The organism is Rhodopirellula sp. SH410 (genome assembly GCF_055811895.1).
In genome coordinates this window covers 2,419,737-2,436,463 of sequence record NZ_CM147949.1, presented here as the reverse complement: position 1 = coordinate 2,436,463, position 16,727 = coordinate 2,419,737, and the positions used below count along the sequence as shown (strand labels likewise).

Sequence of the window (16,727 nt, the reverse complement as noted above, 5' to 3'; positions counted from 1 at the left end):
CCGCTTTCGTACGCTCGAGGTGAATGTCTACCGATTACCGTCGTACGAGTTATTTAGCTTTCGTCTGGTTTCTATTAATTTCTTGTATGCTCTGTCAATTCTTGCTGAATCGCCGGACATCAGTGCTTGGCGATACTCTTTTTCGGGACCAATTCCTATAGCAATCACTGCAATCCCAGGTGCACATTCAGCAGCGCTGGTGAATTCAGTGCCCGGAACGGCGTAGCTCCCGGTCCCTCTCAACCAGTCGAAGAACGTGCCGAACGTCCACCGACCTTCTTCTCCGGTAGGATCAGTATGGGTCAGTACGCGATTTCCCACGTACCGATACAAGTTCGCATCACCCGCATTGAAACCGATAGGGTCATTGCTCACGAACCGACCAGCCACCGAGTCGTACATACGGGCACGGAAGTGATAGAGACCAAGCTCCGAGTCAAACTCGCGACCCGTGTACGTATACCGGTTGTTGTCCGCACTTGTCGTACGTGCAGTGCCGCTGGCATCGGTGATCGTAGGTGTCCCATACGCATCATAGGCGTATCTTTCGGTGATGGTTCCTCCGCCGCTTGTCAGAGCGATGACTGAGTATTGTTGGCCGCGGTCGTACTCTGTTGAGCCTTGGCATAAACGCTGACGCGTTTCATGCCGCGTTTTACTGCGTTGGCAGTGTGTTGAAACGACGCGAGGCGAACGAATCTTTCGATTCGATCGCCGGGCGAGGTTTTTATCTCCCGCGCGCGGGCGTGCGCGAGAAGCACGATAGTTTGAGACGGTGGCTGGCATCGCCCTATTTTAGCCGATCGGAACGGTCAAGTGTCAATCTTTGGCGTCCGAGTCTTGCCCTGGTTGCTGCGGCGGATCGGTGGACCCATCGCCATTGGGCGACGGTTTTTCGTCCGGTTTCGCTGGGTGGGTTTTGTCGTGGACTTCTCGTAATCGCTGGATGCTCACGTGAGTGTAGATTTGAGTCGTGTTGAGGTTGGCGTGACCCAGCAGTGTTTGAATGCTGCGGAGGTCCGCGCCGTGCTCCAGCATCGCCGTGGCGGTGGCGTGACGTAACGCGTGGCAACTGCCTTTGCGCGTGATCCCGATGTCTGTCATGTAGTTGCGGACGAGCTGCGAGAGAGTCACTTTGTGGAACCGGTTGCCACGACTGGTCAGGTACACCGTGTCACCGCTGGAATCGCTCACCAGCGTCGGCCGGACGTCGGCGATGTACTTTTGTAGCCACTGCATGGCGCGGACGCCGATCGGGACGCCCCGGTCCTTGCGGCCTTTGCCTTGGCGGATCTTGATCAGTCGCATCTCCGTGTCGATGTCGTCCAAGTTCAGCTTCACGAGTTCAGATCGCCGCATTCCGGTTGAGTAGAACGTTTCCATGATACTGCGGTCGCGCAGGCCGATCGGGGTTGCCACGTCGGCGGCGTTGATCAGCGATTCCGCTTCGCTTTCGCTCAGGTGCGAGGCGGGCAGGCGCTGCTCGGATTGGGGCAGTTCGATGTCCGAGGCGGGGTTGGTTTTGATCCAGTTCTCGTTGCTCAGAAGCAAAGAGAAGCAAATAGGGACAGGCAATGAATAGTTGCCTTCGATCGCGGCTTGCGTCCCATTGCCGATGGTTCCGCTGCTCAAAACGGTGACGCTGACGGAGGTGATGAAGATGCCCAGGCAAGCTCGTGGGGAAGTGATCGATCCGAATGAGGTTCAGATCCTCCACTGTATCGAGAGGTGCGTCCGCAAGGCGTGGCTCTGTGGAACCGATCCCGTTACTGGAGAGTGTTTTGAACACCGCAGGGGCTGGATCCGCGACCGAATGGAATTCCTTGCATCGGCGTTCGGGATCGATTGCCTGACGTTTTCGATCATGAGCAACCACCTACACCTGGTTTTAAGAAGTCGCCCGGACGTCGTCGCGGCGTGGTCGGACGAGGAGGTCGCCCAGCGTTGGCTGCGGCTGTTCCCCGAACGTCGTATCCCTGACGGCAGCCCCGCCGTGCCGACGAGACCGGAACTGAACATGATCCTGAATCAGCCGGCGGTTCTAGCCTCGCGGCGTCAGCGATTGTCGGACGTGAGTTGGTATATGCGCTGTCTCGCCGAGCATATTGCTCGCCGCAGCAACGCCGAGGACAAGGCTCGCGGCCACTTTTGGAAACGTGCGGTGCCATGCGTCGAAACTCTCAATTGGAAGAAGTTGAATTTGTCGTGTGCTTACGCAGTAGCTGCGTGAGTTTCTAGCTTGTCTTTCGGACAGTACGTTGCGGGGTCCGAAGTGATTCTGGTGGTGCAGGGCGACCTTGACCGCTTTGGTGCTCAGATAACCGACGCAATCGCTGTACCTCGTTCTCGTCTGCCCAGAACAACCAGACGCGTCCGAACGGTCGTTGGTCGGCAATCGCCCAACCACGCGTCACCCAGTCTTTCAATTTTTTCTCAGCGACTCCAATCGCGGATGCGAGATCGCTACCAAGCCATTGGTCATCAAGTGGCTCGGGGGCAGTCAGTTGCTGACGACTTGTTGGATCGTCCGCTAGCAGCTTACCGATCATCGACGCTGAAATCGGCTTGGTGTGCCGCGGCGAACGATAGCCTTCTTGCTCAAGTATCTTGGCCACCTCAGGAGTTCGACGCCCTTCCAAAACCAACTCAAGCATACGTGTCATGAGTTCACGATAGTTGTCCATCTGCGGATACAGTGTGACCGTTCGTGTCATCTCGTAAACGCTCTCATATCCACCTCGCCACTGCAATCGAACGTCGACACGCTGAGTGTTGTTCTGGACCGCTACGATCACTTGTTGTAGTAGCAGTCGAATGATCTCTTTACGATCGACAATGCTTAACGATTCGTTCCAAAGTGAATGCACATCGCGAGAACACTGAAGGATCACATCGCGTTGAGCCTGTGCGAGTTTTGTTGAAACTTGGCCTCGTAGCTCGTTCAATTCCTGCTCAGTGGCTTGCAGTTCAATGAGCGACTGCTCCCAATTGTTTTCCAACTGTGCCGCTACCAAACGATTGGCCGGATCAACATGACGATAGCCTCGCTCAGCAACCTCAACTGCATAACGTGCTTGCTCGACGCGATCAACAAACAGTTTCTCCATTTGTTGCCTCCGCGTCTCTTCATTCTCGATCACTTGCAGGCTCAGTTCGACGCCTGCTGGCGAGAGAGCTTCAAGGATTTTACTTTCAACGAAGCTATCCAATATCTCACAACGAATCGAGCTGTGACATGGCGTGGCAGCGGCGACCGTTCGGTGGCGAAAGCAGCCATACATTGAATGAGAATTCTTCGGATAGTTGGCCGACAAGCGACGACCACAATGGCCGCACTTGATGATTCCACCTAACAACGCTGTGCCACCGCGAACCGGACCACTGCGGTCGGGACGACTATCGTTTTCGGCCAGACGTTGTTGGTTATCACAGTACTGCTGCCATGTAATGTAAGCAGGATGTCGATCAAGCAGTAGCACCTTCCACTGTTCGGGCGGAAGATGTTTTTTTGACGTTTTTTGTGGTGATTTAAGACCGTACTTTTTTTTACGTCCATAGCCATACGCGCCAGCGTAGAGCGGGTGTTTGAGCATCTCGTAAACGGTCGTCTTGGCCGCCAAACGCCAGTCGATCTCGTTCGTGCCCCCTGCTTGTCGGTTGCGAAACGGAAGTCGAATGTGATGCTCGGACAAATAATGAAATAAGGCGTGACAGCTACCAATCACGGGTGCATTCCCATTCTACGGACATGTTTGCTAGCAAATCGAATTGGTCTTTGCCCCGTTTTCGCCTGACTTCCCGAGGTTAGAATTGATTGCTTTGATGGATCAATTCTAACTCGTGGCAAGGATGCTGGTGACCTAATGGAGGGAATGACCGTGGATGGATCGCATGGCAAATTGATCGAATCAAATCAAGAAATGATTCTTCGCTTTACTTCTCAGATCAGTGTCGACGCAGTTCAATGGACACAGCAACTGATCAACTGCCCAGGCGACCTGGAATCCATCGAACGCAGGGTGCATCGGGCGTACGCTCACGGAGCCGACTTGCTGGTTGCTGGTTTGATGGCGGCGACTATCAAAGAAGGCAAGGTTTTGGAGGCGGCTGAACAAACCAGGAGAGAATTTTCTCGTCCGCTTCAGAAGGGTCGCGAGCGCTCCGTCGCCGTTCAACTACTCGGGGGCATGGTCGTTTGGGCGGTCACCTTGTACTGCGCTCCCAAGAAGAAACGCTTTCGTAAAGACGACGCGCCGCGGGTCGGGCTAGACATTACTTTATCGCAGTTCGGATTTGGCAAAGGCGTCTCGCCGGGGTTGCAAAGCAAGGTGGCCCGTCAAATGGCGTTGTGTCCTTCGATCGCGTTTGCTCACAAGGAGCTAACTCGCGAGGGAATTGATATCGACATCAAGACAGTCAAGCGAATCACCTATCAGTGCGGTGCAGGATTGTTGGCATTGCGACGACACCGCATTGCACAGTTGCGGAGCAAGCAACTCAAAGCGTCCAGCGAGCTATCGGGCAAACGCGTGTCAGTGCAAATCGACGGCGGGAGAATAAAAATTCGTGGCGAAATGAAGCCAAAATCCGCTGTCATTGAACCAACCGATGAAGACGGCTTGCTGACTGGCAACGCACCGGGACGGTCCAAGAGCACGCCACGTCGAACGTTTTCGGCGGATTGGCGTGAGCCGAAGCTGATGACGATCTTCATCCATGACGAGCACGGCAAGATGGTCAAGAAAACCAAAGCGACCATCGACGGGACGCTGCTTGGTCCTGATGCGATCGCCGAGGTGGTGGCAATGCATCTTCATCGGCTTGGTGCGGCGGAAGCCCTCAGTGTGACGTTCGTCGCCGATGGTGCTCCCTGGATCTGGGATCGTATCGACCGCATCATCCAGCTTGCCGGACTGAAGGATGTCCCGACCTATGAAGTCTTGGATTGCTGCCATGCAGTGCATCACATTTCGCAGGCACTGGCTTCATTGGGCCTAAGCGTCGAGGAACGAAACCCGTTGTATCGTCACCTCCGCAGCCAGCTTCGAAACGGCCAATGGCAACAGGTCGTTGACGACTTAAATGAACTACAAGACACCGACAAACCGAACGTAGCACTTGCGACTGAGATTTCTTATCTTCATCGTCACGGCGAAGCGGGGCGTTTGAAGTATGTACGCTTCAAACAACTTGGTCTTCCTTGCGGAAGCGGTGCGATCGAGAGCGGTATCCGTCGAGTGATCAATCTACGGCTCAAGAGCAATGCGATGTTCTGGAAGAGTGAACATGCCGAGTCGATGCTTCAAGTACGCAGCCAAGTGGTTCCTGATCAATGGGATCAAGCAATGTCGGACCTATCGGAGTTCCGTCGCACCGAAGCCCATGACAGCTGGGACTGGGAACCGAAAAACATGAGCATCAAAATTGAAGACTCTCCTGCCTTGGCGACCTAATCCCGTAAATCGCTTGTCCTCAGCGTCCTTTTTAGGGGAATGCACCCACCAATCACTTGAAATTGTTCAAAGAAAATTTTCATCACGTGACGTGCGGATTCGTCAGGATCGAGTTGTGGCATTCCACGCGCGTCGAGGACATAGCCAACCGGAACATCGTGAAACAACTCCCCGCGCTGAGCTTTGCTCAAACGCCCTCTTTCCAGTCGGACCTTCATGGTGTGCAGTTCCATCTCACTGATGATTCCCTTGAGGCCCAGGACAAGTCGATCGTTCGGATCATGGGGGTCAAAGACACCATCTTCATCTGCAATCAACGTATTGAAAATCGCACATACTTCAAACAGATCGCTCCAGTCCTTTGAGTTGCGAGCCAAGCGGCTCATTTCGAGTCCCGCGACAAGACCGACTTTTTGATCGGTGATTAATTCGAGCAGTCGGCGAAAACCTTCTCGCTGGGCGCTGCCGCTTCCGCTGAGACCAAGATCGTCATCAATGACCATCACTTTGTCGGGCTCCCAGCCCAGTGCAATGACACGATCTTTCATCGCGTACTGACGTGCGGTTGATTCCTGATGATCTCGTAGTTTTGGGCACAGGTGGACTGTCTGACATACACGGCCGCATCAAGCTCGAGATGCTCCGCCGTCACTTTCGGATGAAGGAAGTTCCTTGGGCTCGCTTCGAGAACTGCCTTCGCGCTAATTGCAAAATTATTCATCACTGTCCTCCTCGCCGCGGGGCGACTTCAGTGATGACTTGGCCGCTGCTTGCGACAGAAGTTGCAGAATTCGATGTTTGGTCTGCGGGTCGATCGCATGCTCCCACACGCGATCGAGAGGAACCGCTTTCACTATCGATGGCAACGATAGGCGCGGGGGGGGGACAGCGGCGGGTTTTCCGTCGGGGCGCATGGGAGACCTTCCGTGATTTGTTTGCGGTGGTACCGCTCCAGCCAGCAAACGAGCGATTTGAGTGCGGAAAAGTCAATTATCCCGATTTGGTCAGATCGGCCAATCCCGATTTCCATCGCGTTGCGAGGGATGGTTCTGGGAAGGGCGTTTTCGGGCACAGGTGCTCCTCGATGAAACGAGTTTATTGGCGTGTGCGGCCTACGTGGACCTCAACCCGATTCGCGCCGCCATGGCGGAAACGCCTGAATCGAGCAAGTACACTGGAGCCAAGGATCGGATTGACGACTTGACTCAATGTTCCGATCGGACCCGCGAAAGCACCCACGACTGGGAGCGAAGCCGCGGTCGCCAGCACAGTGGCTGGATGAGTCCGATCGAGATTGACGAGCAGAGCGATCCCGTCGGGCCGCACCTGGATGATTCGGGCAGACGAGGCAGCCTGAAAGGTTTCCTAAGTGTCTCGTTGGCGAGCTATCTGGAATTGCTGGACTGGACGGGCCGTCAGCTCCGCAGTGACAAGGTCGGTGCGATCCCCTCGCACTTGCAGCCGATCCTCACACGTATGGGCTTGGATACCCATGCTTGGTGCGACGTTGTGAGCCGATTTGGGCGAGTGTTCAAGCGAGCAGCGGGTAGCCCAGAACACCTCGCCGAGGAAGCCAGCCGTCGCGGTCAAGGTTGGCTCTGCGCCCGTGACAACCCACTCGGGATATCTTCGGCCTGACCGTCTTCGGAAAACCTTCCACTTTGATTCCCTCCGGGGTCGCTGCTGCGCCGATATTGGAGAATCGGATCAGAATCAGCCCGATGCTCGGTGGTGGCACTCTGCGGGGACCTGATCGTAGCTAAATCGGCCAAAAAACAAGCCGCAGCCCGGACTGAAAAGTGGGTGGCCCGAATGGCACAGTCATTTGAATTTTGTGCAGTGAACTTGCGCAGTTCGTCTATTGGCAATCTGCGTTTTTTCGTAAATTTTACAGGTCGCCTGGGCGTTGATCTTGCTTCGATGCGCTCTCGGCCTCGATGATGTGAATGCCCTCTCTGGTCAATGCTGCTACGCGAGACCAGGGAGGGTTTTCTATGTCCGTTATACCGAACAGCGCACCTCGTCGCAGCTTCAACTTGGGCAACGCTGTTGCTGGGTTTCTTTTACAGCCCGAACTTCCGTTTTCGCAAATCCTCACGCAGGACCGGATCGCACGAGTCTTTGCTCGGCACGGCGGAACCTTTGGACGCACCTACACCACGGCCATCGTATTATGGGCGTTCATGGGCCAAGTTCTACGAGATGGAAAAGAGGCCGCATGCCAGTCCGCCGTATCTCGGATCCTCAGCTTTCTGCAAATCGCTGGGGACGATGAGGCTGATCCCGATACCCGCGATTACTGTCGAGCACGAGCCAAGCTTCCTGAAACTGCACTCCATGAGTTGGCTTCTGACGTCGCCATCGAAGCGGAGGTGCAAGTCGATTCAAAGCATCTTTTCAAGGGACGTCATGCCAAGCTGATTGACGGCTCCACGTTCATGATGCCCGACACGATAAAAAATCAAATTGCATATTCCCAGAACACAGCGCAGAAACCAGGGATTGGATTTCCGATCGCTCGCATCGTCGTTGTCCTCTCATTGGCACCCGCCTGTGTCATTGATGTTGCCATCGGAAAATACAAGGGCAAGGCAACCGGTGAGACTGCGCTTCTACGCCAACTACTTGACTGCTTCGAATGTAGAGATATCGCCGTTGCCGACAGATTCTACGGCAACTATTGGATGATCGCGTTGTTGATAGCCCGTGGAGTCGACGTCTGCTTCCGCAAGCATCAAGCCAGACGCACTGACTTTCGAACTGGCAAGCGATTGGGGAAAAATGACCATCTTGTCACATGGACGCGCCCGAAACGGCCTGCTTGGATGAGCCCAGAGATGTATGACACGATGCCACTGGAAATCGTCCTTCGAGAGATTCGCTATATCATTGACGAACCCGGTCGAAAACAAGACCCGTTCGTGATTGTCACAACTCTGTATAACTGCGAACAAGTTAAGCAGGAGGTGACGATCGATGACATTGCCGAACTGTTCGGTTATCGCTGGAACTCGGAGCTCGATATTCGCAGTATCAAAACGCATCTGAACTTACATCACTTGCGTTGCAAATCACCAGAAATGGTTCGTCGCGAATTCTGGACGACGATCCTGGCGTACAACGCTATCCGAACGACCGCCGCTTGTAGTGCTGCATTGAATAACGTCAATCCAAGACGCATCAGTTTCGTGAGCACTTGCCAGTTCGTACTTTCAGCGTGGGACATGATGGCCAGTGGACTGATGGCGATCGAAAAAGTACTTGGCTACTGCTTGAGCCGATTGAAACAGATTTCAAATTGCCTAGTTGGCAATCGTCCTGGAAGGTTTGAACCCCGAGTCCTGAAGAAGCGACAAAAGAACTACAATCTCATGATGCAACCGCGAGGAGAGCTCAAAGCCCGACTTGCCAACGGAGACAACTCCTTTGAGACGAAGTAGTTGCGTATATGACTGTGCCATTCATGGGTGGCCCTCTTTTTTTCCCCGACGCGGGCAATACAAACGTCAACACTGCAACCACGCTGCATATGGACAGCTTTGCGAGATTTCTCATGAGCACATTTCTGGTTGGATGGTTTCTGGATCACTCAGCAGTATCGTCGGATGCAAACAACAGCGGTGCCATCTCGTGCAAACTGCGACGCCAGGTTTGCCATTCATGTGCCGTCTCGGGTGAAAGATAGTAGTGGCTGTTGATGCCTGCTTCCTTGAGTGCTTTTGCGTTCGCTTCGGGATCGCCGCCGCGTCTGGGCCGCCGTCCGCCGCCGACTTCCTTGCTGCCGTAGCTTACAAAGACCAGCTTGACGTTTTTCTTGAAGCCATCCGTGTCGTTGACGTCGTCCATGGAGATCGAACCGCCACTGAACAGACCGATGTGCGAAAACTTGTCGAGATTTTGGAGCGTAATTGCTTTGGTTTCCATGCCGCCCATGGAAAGACCGGCCATGGCTCGGTTGGGTTGGTCGGTCACTGTACGGAAGCTGGAATCGACGTACGGGATCAGTTCGTCGACCAGCACCGTTTCAAAATGTTTGATGTCGAAGCCTCCGATTCCGCCCGGCCGTACATCATTGGTCATGCCATAAGTCATCACGATGATGAACGGCTTGGCCTTACCGTCGGCAAGCAGGTTGTCCATGATCAGACCGGCGTGTCCTTGGACACTCCAGCCGTACTCGTTCTCGCCCCAGCCGTGCTGCAGATAAAGGACGGGATAGCGTTTTGCCTGATCGCTGTCGTATCCCGGCGGAGTGTAGACGAATGCATGGCGCTCCGTGTTGGTGCTTTCAGAGTAGAAGAGGACCTCTCGCAGTTGGCCGTGCGGGACTTTCTTGACCGCGTAAAAATCCTTGTCCTTGGCCGGCACTTCCACGCCGCTGCCCCATCGCATCGCACCAAAAAAGTATTTGCTGTTGGGGTCTGGAACCTTCGCGCCGTCGATGATCAGCTCGTAGTAGTGGAATCCTTCGTCTAGTGGTCGAGTGTAACCAACCCACGCACCGTCCTCGTCCTTGATGAATTCACTGCTGTCTCGGAACGTCACACCAACGCTTTTAGCATCCGGCGCGACGATTCGGAACTTGACGCGGCCTTGCGAATTCACTTGCGGGAATTGCTTGCCCGACTGGTTGGTTGTCGCCGGTTGGAAGTCGTCAATGATGTCTGCCGGAGCAGCGCCGGATTGCTTGTCGCTTGACGCGTTTGTTGCTTCCTTGGCGTTCCCCTGTCTCTTAGCACCCTCCTGAAAAACGCTTTGCGCGAACCAGTACAAGCTACTGCTCCAATGCTGCGGATCGTGACCGTGCCCGTCGACGTGCCAGACGTGTTCGATCTCATTCTTCTTCAAAAACTGACGGACGTTCTGGCTGATGCGGATCAGTCCGTCCTTGTTACCGCAGGAAATCCATAGCAGCTTCAGTTTCGCCTTCGCCGCGTTGACGTCGGGGATTAACTGGTCCGCCGGCTTGGTGTTGGGTGCGGCAGAGAATGGACCGACCCAAGCGAATGTGTCGAGATTCCCGAGTCCGAAGTTGAACGATTGGCCGCCGCCCATCGAGAGTCCGGCGATGGCACGCTTTTCACGGTTGGCGTCGACCGAGTACTTCGATTCGATCGCGGGGATTACGTCGTTAAGCAAGTCCTTCTCGAAGACCGCGAATGCCGGCGCACTTGCCATGACATTGCCTTCCGCCCGATCGTTCTTTTGTGCTCGACCGTTGGGCATCACGACGATCATCGGTACGGCTTTGCCATCAGCGATCAAATTATCAAGAATCAAGTTCGGCGACGCGAATCGTTGCCACTCCGTTTCGTCGCCACCGATCCCATGCAGGAGATAGAGCACCGGATACTTCTTGTCCGCTGTGTATCCCGGCGGAGTGTAGACATTCATCTTGCGTGTTGTGCCAACGGTTTTCGATTCATACTCGACCATTTCGAGTTTACCGTGAGGCACATCACGTTCCGATTTGAATCCTTCCGGTGGTACGCCGAAAATTGCGACATCGTCCGGACCGAGTTCGATTAGCCCGCCAAAACCGCCACGACGTCGCTGCGGTGGCTGGCTGGGACTTGCCTCATTTGAAACGGAATCATCACTTGCGTCGTGTGCCGCTGACTTGTCACCGGCGAGTCTTTCGACAGTCACGGCCATCACCATTGGAGCACTATTGTCGTCCCCTTTGACGAACTCGATGGTCTGAATCTTGTCCGCACGCTTTGGCTTGACGTTCAAATATCGAATCTGTTGTTGGCCCAGCATGTAGGCGAACTCGCTCATCGGCACGTCGACTCGGCGAATGTAGTCTGCGAAGTGAACCGCATTGAGCAATTCATGATCTTCCGTTTTTCCGTCGTCGTACGTCAGGCGAACGATCATCGAAACGGACTTGTCGCTATTGAACGGATGGCTCCAGCCACCCACCCCACTGAGCAAATGAATGGCCGCCGCAGACGTGCCACACGGCATTGAAACCGACTTGGGCATCTGTGGAGGCAGCGAACCGTTTGGTCCGTGCAAAAGGATGATGTTCGGCTGGGATTTTCCTTGCGGATCGGTCAGTACGAATGGAATACCGTTGAAGAGCTTCGGTCCCCAGTCAGGGAACATCATGCGGTCCGGACCATCGTCTCCTTCGTGGAACAACCCTTTGGTGCTGATCGCAGTGGCTATCTTCTCGAGCGGCAGCGGGATGTACTGGCCGCCTGAAGTCAGGAATTCCAGCAGGTCTGTCAGTTGCTGTTCGTTAATCTGCTTTTCAAATCCCTCGGGCATCACCGACTTTCGAGAAGCGATCAGCTCGTCGATGTCCTCACGAGCAACATTGATTTCTTTTGCCTGCGAATCGACAATCGTGATCGAAGTGCGAGTCTCGCCAGCCAACATTCCGTTGATGACCATTCCGTCGAGTGTCAGCACGTTGTAGAGACGAAAGTTGCCTTCGACGTTGCGAGACGGATCGATGATGTGTGTCAACAATTCCTGTTTTGGATGGACGGCCATGCCCGTCAGATCGGGGCCGATTTTATGCCCCATCTCGCCGTGCTTATGACAGGCCGCGCAGACCTTCTTGAAAACTTCCCGTCCTGCGTCGACGTCACCCGTCCTCTCCGTCACGTGCATCAGAGACTGAAGTACTTTTTCGCGATCGGCGTCAGGCAATCCGCCTCCCCTCGCCAACAGTTTCTCGGCCTGAGCCCGCAAGGATCGATCAGGAAATGATCGCAGTGATTGTTTCTGTTCCAGAGACAACTCGTTCAAGTCAAACTGTTTTTCTTCGACCGCAGCGAGTAGCGACTTGGCCCAAGCCGGCTTGCCCAGCATGACACTGATCGCGGCCGACTTTATATTGGGTGTCATCGTGGGCAGAGCTTCAACAATCACTTCGCCAGCGGAACCGGACTCGCTCAATGGCAACGCCTCCAGCATCATTTCCGCAACGCCCGGCGGCGTCTGCGGAGTCAATTGATCGATGATCGTTGCGACGGCGTCCTCGTCGGTCGCACGGAACCCGACAAGGTCCCGGGCTGCCGAGCCACGCTGATCGGCGCTCGCATCGGGATTTTCGATGATCGCAACCAACGATTCCACAATCTCATCGGCGTACTTGCTCAGAGCGTCTGTGCCTACGCGCGATGCGAGCCGCAGCAATTTACCCTTGAGTGTGCTGTCGCCGTTTTCAAATGTTTTGACAAACGCCGCGTCAAGCGACGCGGTCGATTCCTTCCCATAGTCCGATGGCAAGCCACCGGTCAATCCGTCCAGAATGGGCGTCGACAGTTCGGGGTTTGCACCAGCCAAATTGGAGATGATCCTCTGCAAACTGTCTGCGTCCGGTTTGGCTCGGGCGAGGTGTTCGGTAACTTGACGAGTGATGCGAAGCACTGCGTCGGAGGGTTTGCCCTGTTTCGAAGTAACCTGCTGCAGGTAAGAAACGGCATGGCTGGCCGCTGCCGATGTCAACGCGTCGACCAAAACCTTGTCGGTCTCTGCCGAAGCCAATTCAGCAACCAACCCACCAGCCTCGGCCGAGGCTGGCATGTCGGCCAGCGTCAAAATCGCTTGCAATTTTACCTGAGCATCGCTGTCGCGGAACAACCCGCGATGCTGCATCAACAATGCCAACCCGGCTTCGTTATGCGGCAACACAGCGATCGCATTTCGACGCACTCCGGGCGATGTGTGTGTCAACGCCGTTTGGAGACCACCAGTGACATAACCCGCTGCTTTGTATTTCACATCCAGCTTGAGATATCCCAAGCCGTCCATCGTGTGAAGCGCATGGATCGCGCCAGCGTTGAGCCCGATCTCATCCACCGATTCATCAGCCACCAACGCCAGCAGACCCTCCAACACGTCGTCCGCACCGCGTTCGATCAGCAATCGTTGCGACTGCAATCGCCACACCAATGAAGGATGCGTCAGTTGCTTCACAAGTTGTTGATTCGACGCGTCAGCCAGACTTGCGAAGTCGTGAAGCTTGGCGGTTCCATCATCGGTCGGAACCACTCGGTAGATGCGACCGTGCGTTTTGTCACGCAAATCACTTTCGTACGCAGCACCTTTTCCCGTTTCAAATCCATTGGGTGTTGGATTGTGTTGGACAATGTAGTTGTACCAGTCGATCACCCAAACGGCTCCGTCCGGTCCAACTTCGGCCATCACCGGAGCACTCCACTGGTCATCGCTGGCCAGTAGATTGAGCGGACTGATTGATTTGTAGTCCGCTCCATCGCGACTCAGCACAAACGTTCCCACAAGGTGTCCCGTTGGCCCGCATACGAACGCCGTCCTGTTCCACCATTGCTGAGGAAACGTACGAGCCGTGTACAACGCGTGCCCGGCACCGGCCGTGTAGGCACCGTGATGATCCACCTGGCGAACGTTCTCGGTGATTGGCTCAAACCTTGCCGAGTCAGCGATGCTGCCCAGCGTGGACGGTGACCAACCTCGAACACTCTCGTAGTATCGATTTGGGATGGGAACGAACATGCTCGGGTTGCCGTTCGCCGTCGATCCGAAGATCAGCCCTTCTTCGCTGATTCCCAGTCCCCATGTGTTGTTGTTGCTGGATCGGACGAACTCCAGATCGGTGACTGTCGGCGGATCGCTTTGCGAGAGCTTAAAACGAAAGAAGCCCTGTCGAAAACGCTGTGACTGTTTGCCGCCAAATTCGGGAGCACTGTTGTTATAGCCCTGCATGCCCCAGATCCAGTTGTCCAGTCCGTAACGAAAGTTGCTGACTCCGCCATGCGTGTCTCCGGCGGCCCAGCCGGTGATTAGCGTGGTCCTCTGGTCAGCTACGTCGTCGCCGTCAGTGTCTTTCAGATACAGCGTCTCGGTCGCATTCTGAACCACCGCACCGCCACGAACGATCACAATGGCGGTCGGGATACTCAGTCCTTCGGCAAAGACGGTGAACTTGTCGGCAACATGGTCGCCATCAGTGTCTTCGCAAATCCGGATGCGGTCGCGGTCCTTGCCAAGCTCGTTTGGATAGTCGACTGTCTCGCATATCCACAATCGCCCACGTTCGTCCCAGTTCATCGCAATCGGTTTGGACTTAAAATCGCGTTCGTCCGCATATCGCTGAACGGTCATGCCTTCGGGAGTGACGAAATGCTTCATCGATTCTTCTGGCGACAGTGGGTTCTGCATCAACGTTTTCGGCGCGCCCTGCGTGCCCCACTGTCGACTCGGTGTGTAGTTCGGAATCTTGGGGCCGACATCGGTATATTCAAACTCGGCAACGTCGGTGCGAAGGGGCGTCATCTTGGGTGTCACAAACGCCTGCGATTCACGGAATGCTGTCACGTTGCCCGGATCGTCGCCGCAGGCCCAGCGAATGCCACGTTCGACGAGGTTATGAAAACCGGGCTGGTTAAAGGTTCGCTGATCGTGCCCCCAAGCCGTGTAGAACACGCGCCCTTTGCCATGCGTCCGCACCCATGTCCATGGCTCCCGTTCGTTGCCGTCAGCCTGCTCGCCTTCGACTCGATACTCCAACACCTTTCGGTCTTTTTCGTTGTGCAGGTGATGGATGTAGGTTTCATCCCAACTGGTAAAGCTGCCGTAGCCCTTCATGATCGGATGATCCTCGGCAGCAATTTCGGTTGTAAACACCTGGCCGCCGTGTCGCTGAAACTGTCCGCCCATCAAGGCAACGATGTCTTTGTTGTTTCGCCAACAGAATGTCGCGCAGTGCAACGGAACAAACCCCTTGCCTCCAGCAACGTAGTCAAGCAACGCTTTGGCCGGTGCTTCATCGATGCGGTCGATGTTGGCGTAAAGCACCACTCCGTCGAACTTGGCAAGCGTCTCCGGATTAACGTCATCCATCCGGTCGGTGTATTTCATTTCGATCCCACGTTGCTCTAACGCAGGTGCGAGTTCCTGAAACCGACGTGCAGGTTGATGAGGCCCATTGTCGCCGATGAACAGCAGGTTCAGGTCGGCGGCCTCTGTCGAAGCAGCCGATACTGAAAGACACATTAGGAACAGGCAGATGAGCCGGAGACTTGAGCTGAGCGGGGGAGTGGGTTTCATTATTATTCTCACGTGTTGGATTGTATTTGTTATCGTTGGCGCTGTAGATCAAAAGATTAGCCAAGAGTGAAGTCCGGCAGACGAACGATCTCGCCTCCCTTGGTGGCAGACTCGTGTGCGCAAATTCCGACGCACGTCCAGTTTGCACTGGTGACGGCATTGGGCCGCGGATCGCGATCTTCCAGCAAAGCGGAAATGAATTCATGGACCAAGTGCGGGTGCGAACCACCGTGACCACCACCTTGCAGAAACGACAGGTGCTCCGCATCGTGTATTTCGGCAGGCAATGTGAATCTCTGAATCTCCTGGGGCAGCAGGTGAGCGAAATCCGGAACGTCAATCTTCTCCGCAATCTCAGGTTCCGGCTTCTTCGCCGTGTGCATCACGTGTGGTTCGTTTTCCACCAGCGTCCATTCAAAACTCTTCTTCGTGCCATAGACATCGAAACTCTCGCGGTACTGCCGCGCGACGTCGTACAAGCACCGCCAGATGTGTGCCGTCAAATCAGAGTCCTTAATCTTGATGTGAGCTGACTGAAGCGCGAACGTATTGCCGGACTTCTTCGCAATATCGTCGCGAACCTGGCCCGATCCGAAACAGCTCACGTATTCCGCCAAACCATCCACCAGCCCCAGACAGGGGCTCACGACGTGCGTCGCATAATGCATCGGGATCATTTCTTCCCAGTAGCTGGGCCAACCGTCCATGTCCTGCGGATGAGACGCTGCCAAGTGCTGGATCTTCCCAAGTTCACCTTTCTCATACATATCTTTGATAAACAGATATTCGCGGCTGTAGACAACCGTCTCCGCCATCATGTACTTCAGACCGGTTTCTTTGACTTTCTGGACGATCTGGCGGCAGTCGTCGATCGTCGTTGCCATGGGGACCGTACACATCACGTGCTTACCCGCATCCAGTGCCTTCAGTGACATCCACGCGTGATCCGGAATGGGACTGTTGATGTGGACGAAATCGATGTCGGGATCCGCCAGCACCTGATCGTATTCGGTGTATCGCTTCTCGATGCCAAACTGGTCGCCGGACTTGTTCAGTTCCGCTTCGTTGCGACGACAGATCGCGGTGACATCTGCGTTGGGATGCGATTTGTAGATCGGAATAAACTCTGAGCCGAAGCCCAAACCAATCATGGCGGCATTGACAGTACGACTCACAGCATTCTTCCTTTCATTCGCGTGGGCGCTTGAAACACACTGGCTCGCAACA

General features: G+C 54.9%; 11 protein-coding genes. 4 read left to right on the top strand and 7 right to left on the bottom strand.

The annotated features are described in order from the left end of the window. Nucleotides 1-27: 27 nt before the first annotated feature. Nucleotides 28-786 carry an RHS repeat-associated core domain-containing protein gene (locus SH410x_RS09055; RefSeq protein WP_473676184.1) on the bottom strand — a complete coding sequence of 253 codons (759 nt, stop codon included), beginning with the start codon at nt 784-786 and terminating at the stop codon, nt 28-30. A 33-nt stretch (nt 787-819) separates the two neighbouring features. Then, nucleotides 820-1,632 (bottom strand): tyrosine-type recombinase/integrase, encoded by an 813-nt coding sequence (locus SH410x_RS09050; RefSeq protein WP_473676183.1) that lies wholly within the window; start codon nt 1,630-1,632, stop codon nt 820-822. Between SH410x_RS09050 and SH410x_RS09045 the strand changes: the two genes are divergently transcribed. Continuing rightward, the gene (locus SH410x_RS09045) at nt 1,616-2,230 is read left to right on the top strand and encodes a transposase (RefSeq protein ID WP_473676182.1); all 615 of its coding nucleotides are present in this window, start codon (nt 1,616-1,618) and stop codon (nt 2,228-2,230) included. The two genes, SH410x_RS09050 and SH410x_RS09045, sit on opposite strands and share 17 nt — an antisense overlap. Nucleotides 2,231-2,234: 4 nt before the next feature. Here SH410x_RS09045 and SH410x_RS09040 read toward each other — a convergent pair whose 3' ends face one another. Continuing rightward, nucleotides 2,235-3,725, bottom strand: coding sequence for a recombinase family protein (locus tag SH410x_RS09040; RefSeq protein ID WP_473676181.1), 1,491 nt, complete (start codon nt 3,723-3,725; stop codon nt 2,235-2,237). Between the two features lie 153 nt (nt 3,726-3,878). On the opposite strand from SH410x_RS09040, the gene SH410x_RS09035 reads away from it, so the two are divergent. Continuing rightward, nucleotides 3,879-5,453 (top strand): hypothetical protein, encoded by a 1,575-nt coding sequence (locus SH410x_RS09035; RefSeq protein ID WP_473676180.1) that lies wholly within the window; start codon nt 3,879-3,881, stop codon nt 5,451-5,453. Here the strand turns inward: SH410x_RS09035 and SH410x_RS09030 are convergent. Both SH410x_RS09030 and SH410x_RS09025 read right to left on the bottom strand, forming a co-directional pair. Beyond that, on the bottom strand, nt 5,450-6,052 hold the full coding sequence (locus tag SH410x_RS09030) for a recombinase family protein (RefSeq protein WP_473677281.1): 603 nt from the start codon (nt 6,050-6,052) through the stop codon (nt 5,450-5,452). The genes SH410x_RS09035 and SH410x_RS09030 overlap by 4 nt on opposite strands. 114 nt (nt 6,053-6,166) lie before the next feature. Next, entirely contained in the window at nt 6,167-6,307 is a 141-nt protein-coding gene (locus tag SH410x_RS09025) for a hypothetical protein (protein WP_473676179.1), read from the bottom strand. A gap of 121 nt (nt 6,308-6,428) precedes the next feature. On the opposite strand from SH410x_RS09025, the gene SH410x_RS09020 reads away from it, so the two are divergent. Both SH410x_RS09020 and SH410x_RS09015 read left to right on the top strand, forming a co-directional pair. After that, entirely contained in the window at nt 6,429-7,091 is a 663-nt protein-coding gene (locus tag SH410x_RS09020) for a hypothetical protein (RefSeq protein WP_473676178.1), read from the top strand. 356 nt (nt 7,092-7,447) lie between these two features. Further along, nucleotides 7,448-8,893: an IS4 family transposase gene (locus SH410x_RS09015; RefSeq protein WP_473676177.1), complete on the top strand. Its 1,446-nt coding sequence runs from the start codon at nt 7,448-7,450 to the stop codon at nt 8,891-8,893. A gap of 145 nt (nt 8,894-9,038) precedes the next feature. On the opposite strand, the gene SH410x_RS09010 is transcribed toward SH410x_RS09015, so the two are convergent. Together SH410x_RS09010 and SH410x_RS09005 are read right to left on the bottom strand one after the other, a co-directional pair. After that, nucleotides 9,039-15,500, bottom strand: a complete 6,462-nt coding sequence (locus tag SH410x_RS09010; RefSeq protein ID WP_473676176.1) for a PVC-type heme-binding CxxCH protein — start codon at nt 15,498-15,500, stop codon at nt 9,039-9,041. Nucleotides 15,501-15,556: 56 nt separating this feature from the next. Next, the gene (locus SH410x_RS09005; RefSeq protein ID WP_473677280.1) at nt 15,557-16,651 is read right to left on the bottom strand and encodes a Gfo/Idh/MocA family protein; all 1,095 of its coding nucleotides are present in this window, start codon (nt 16,649-16,651) and stop codon (nt 15,557-15,559) included. Nucleotides 16,652-16,727 lie beyond the last annotated feature (76 nt).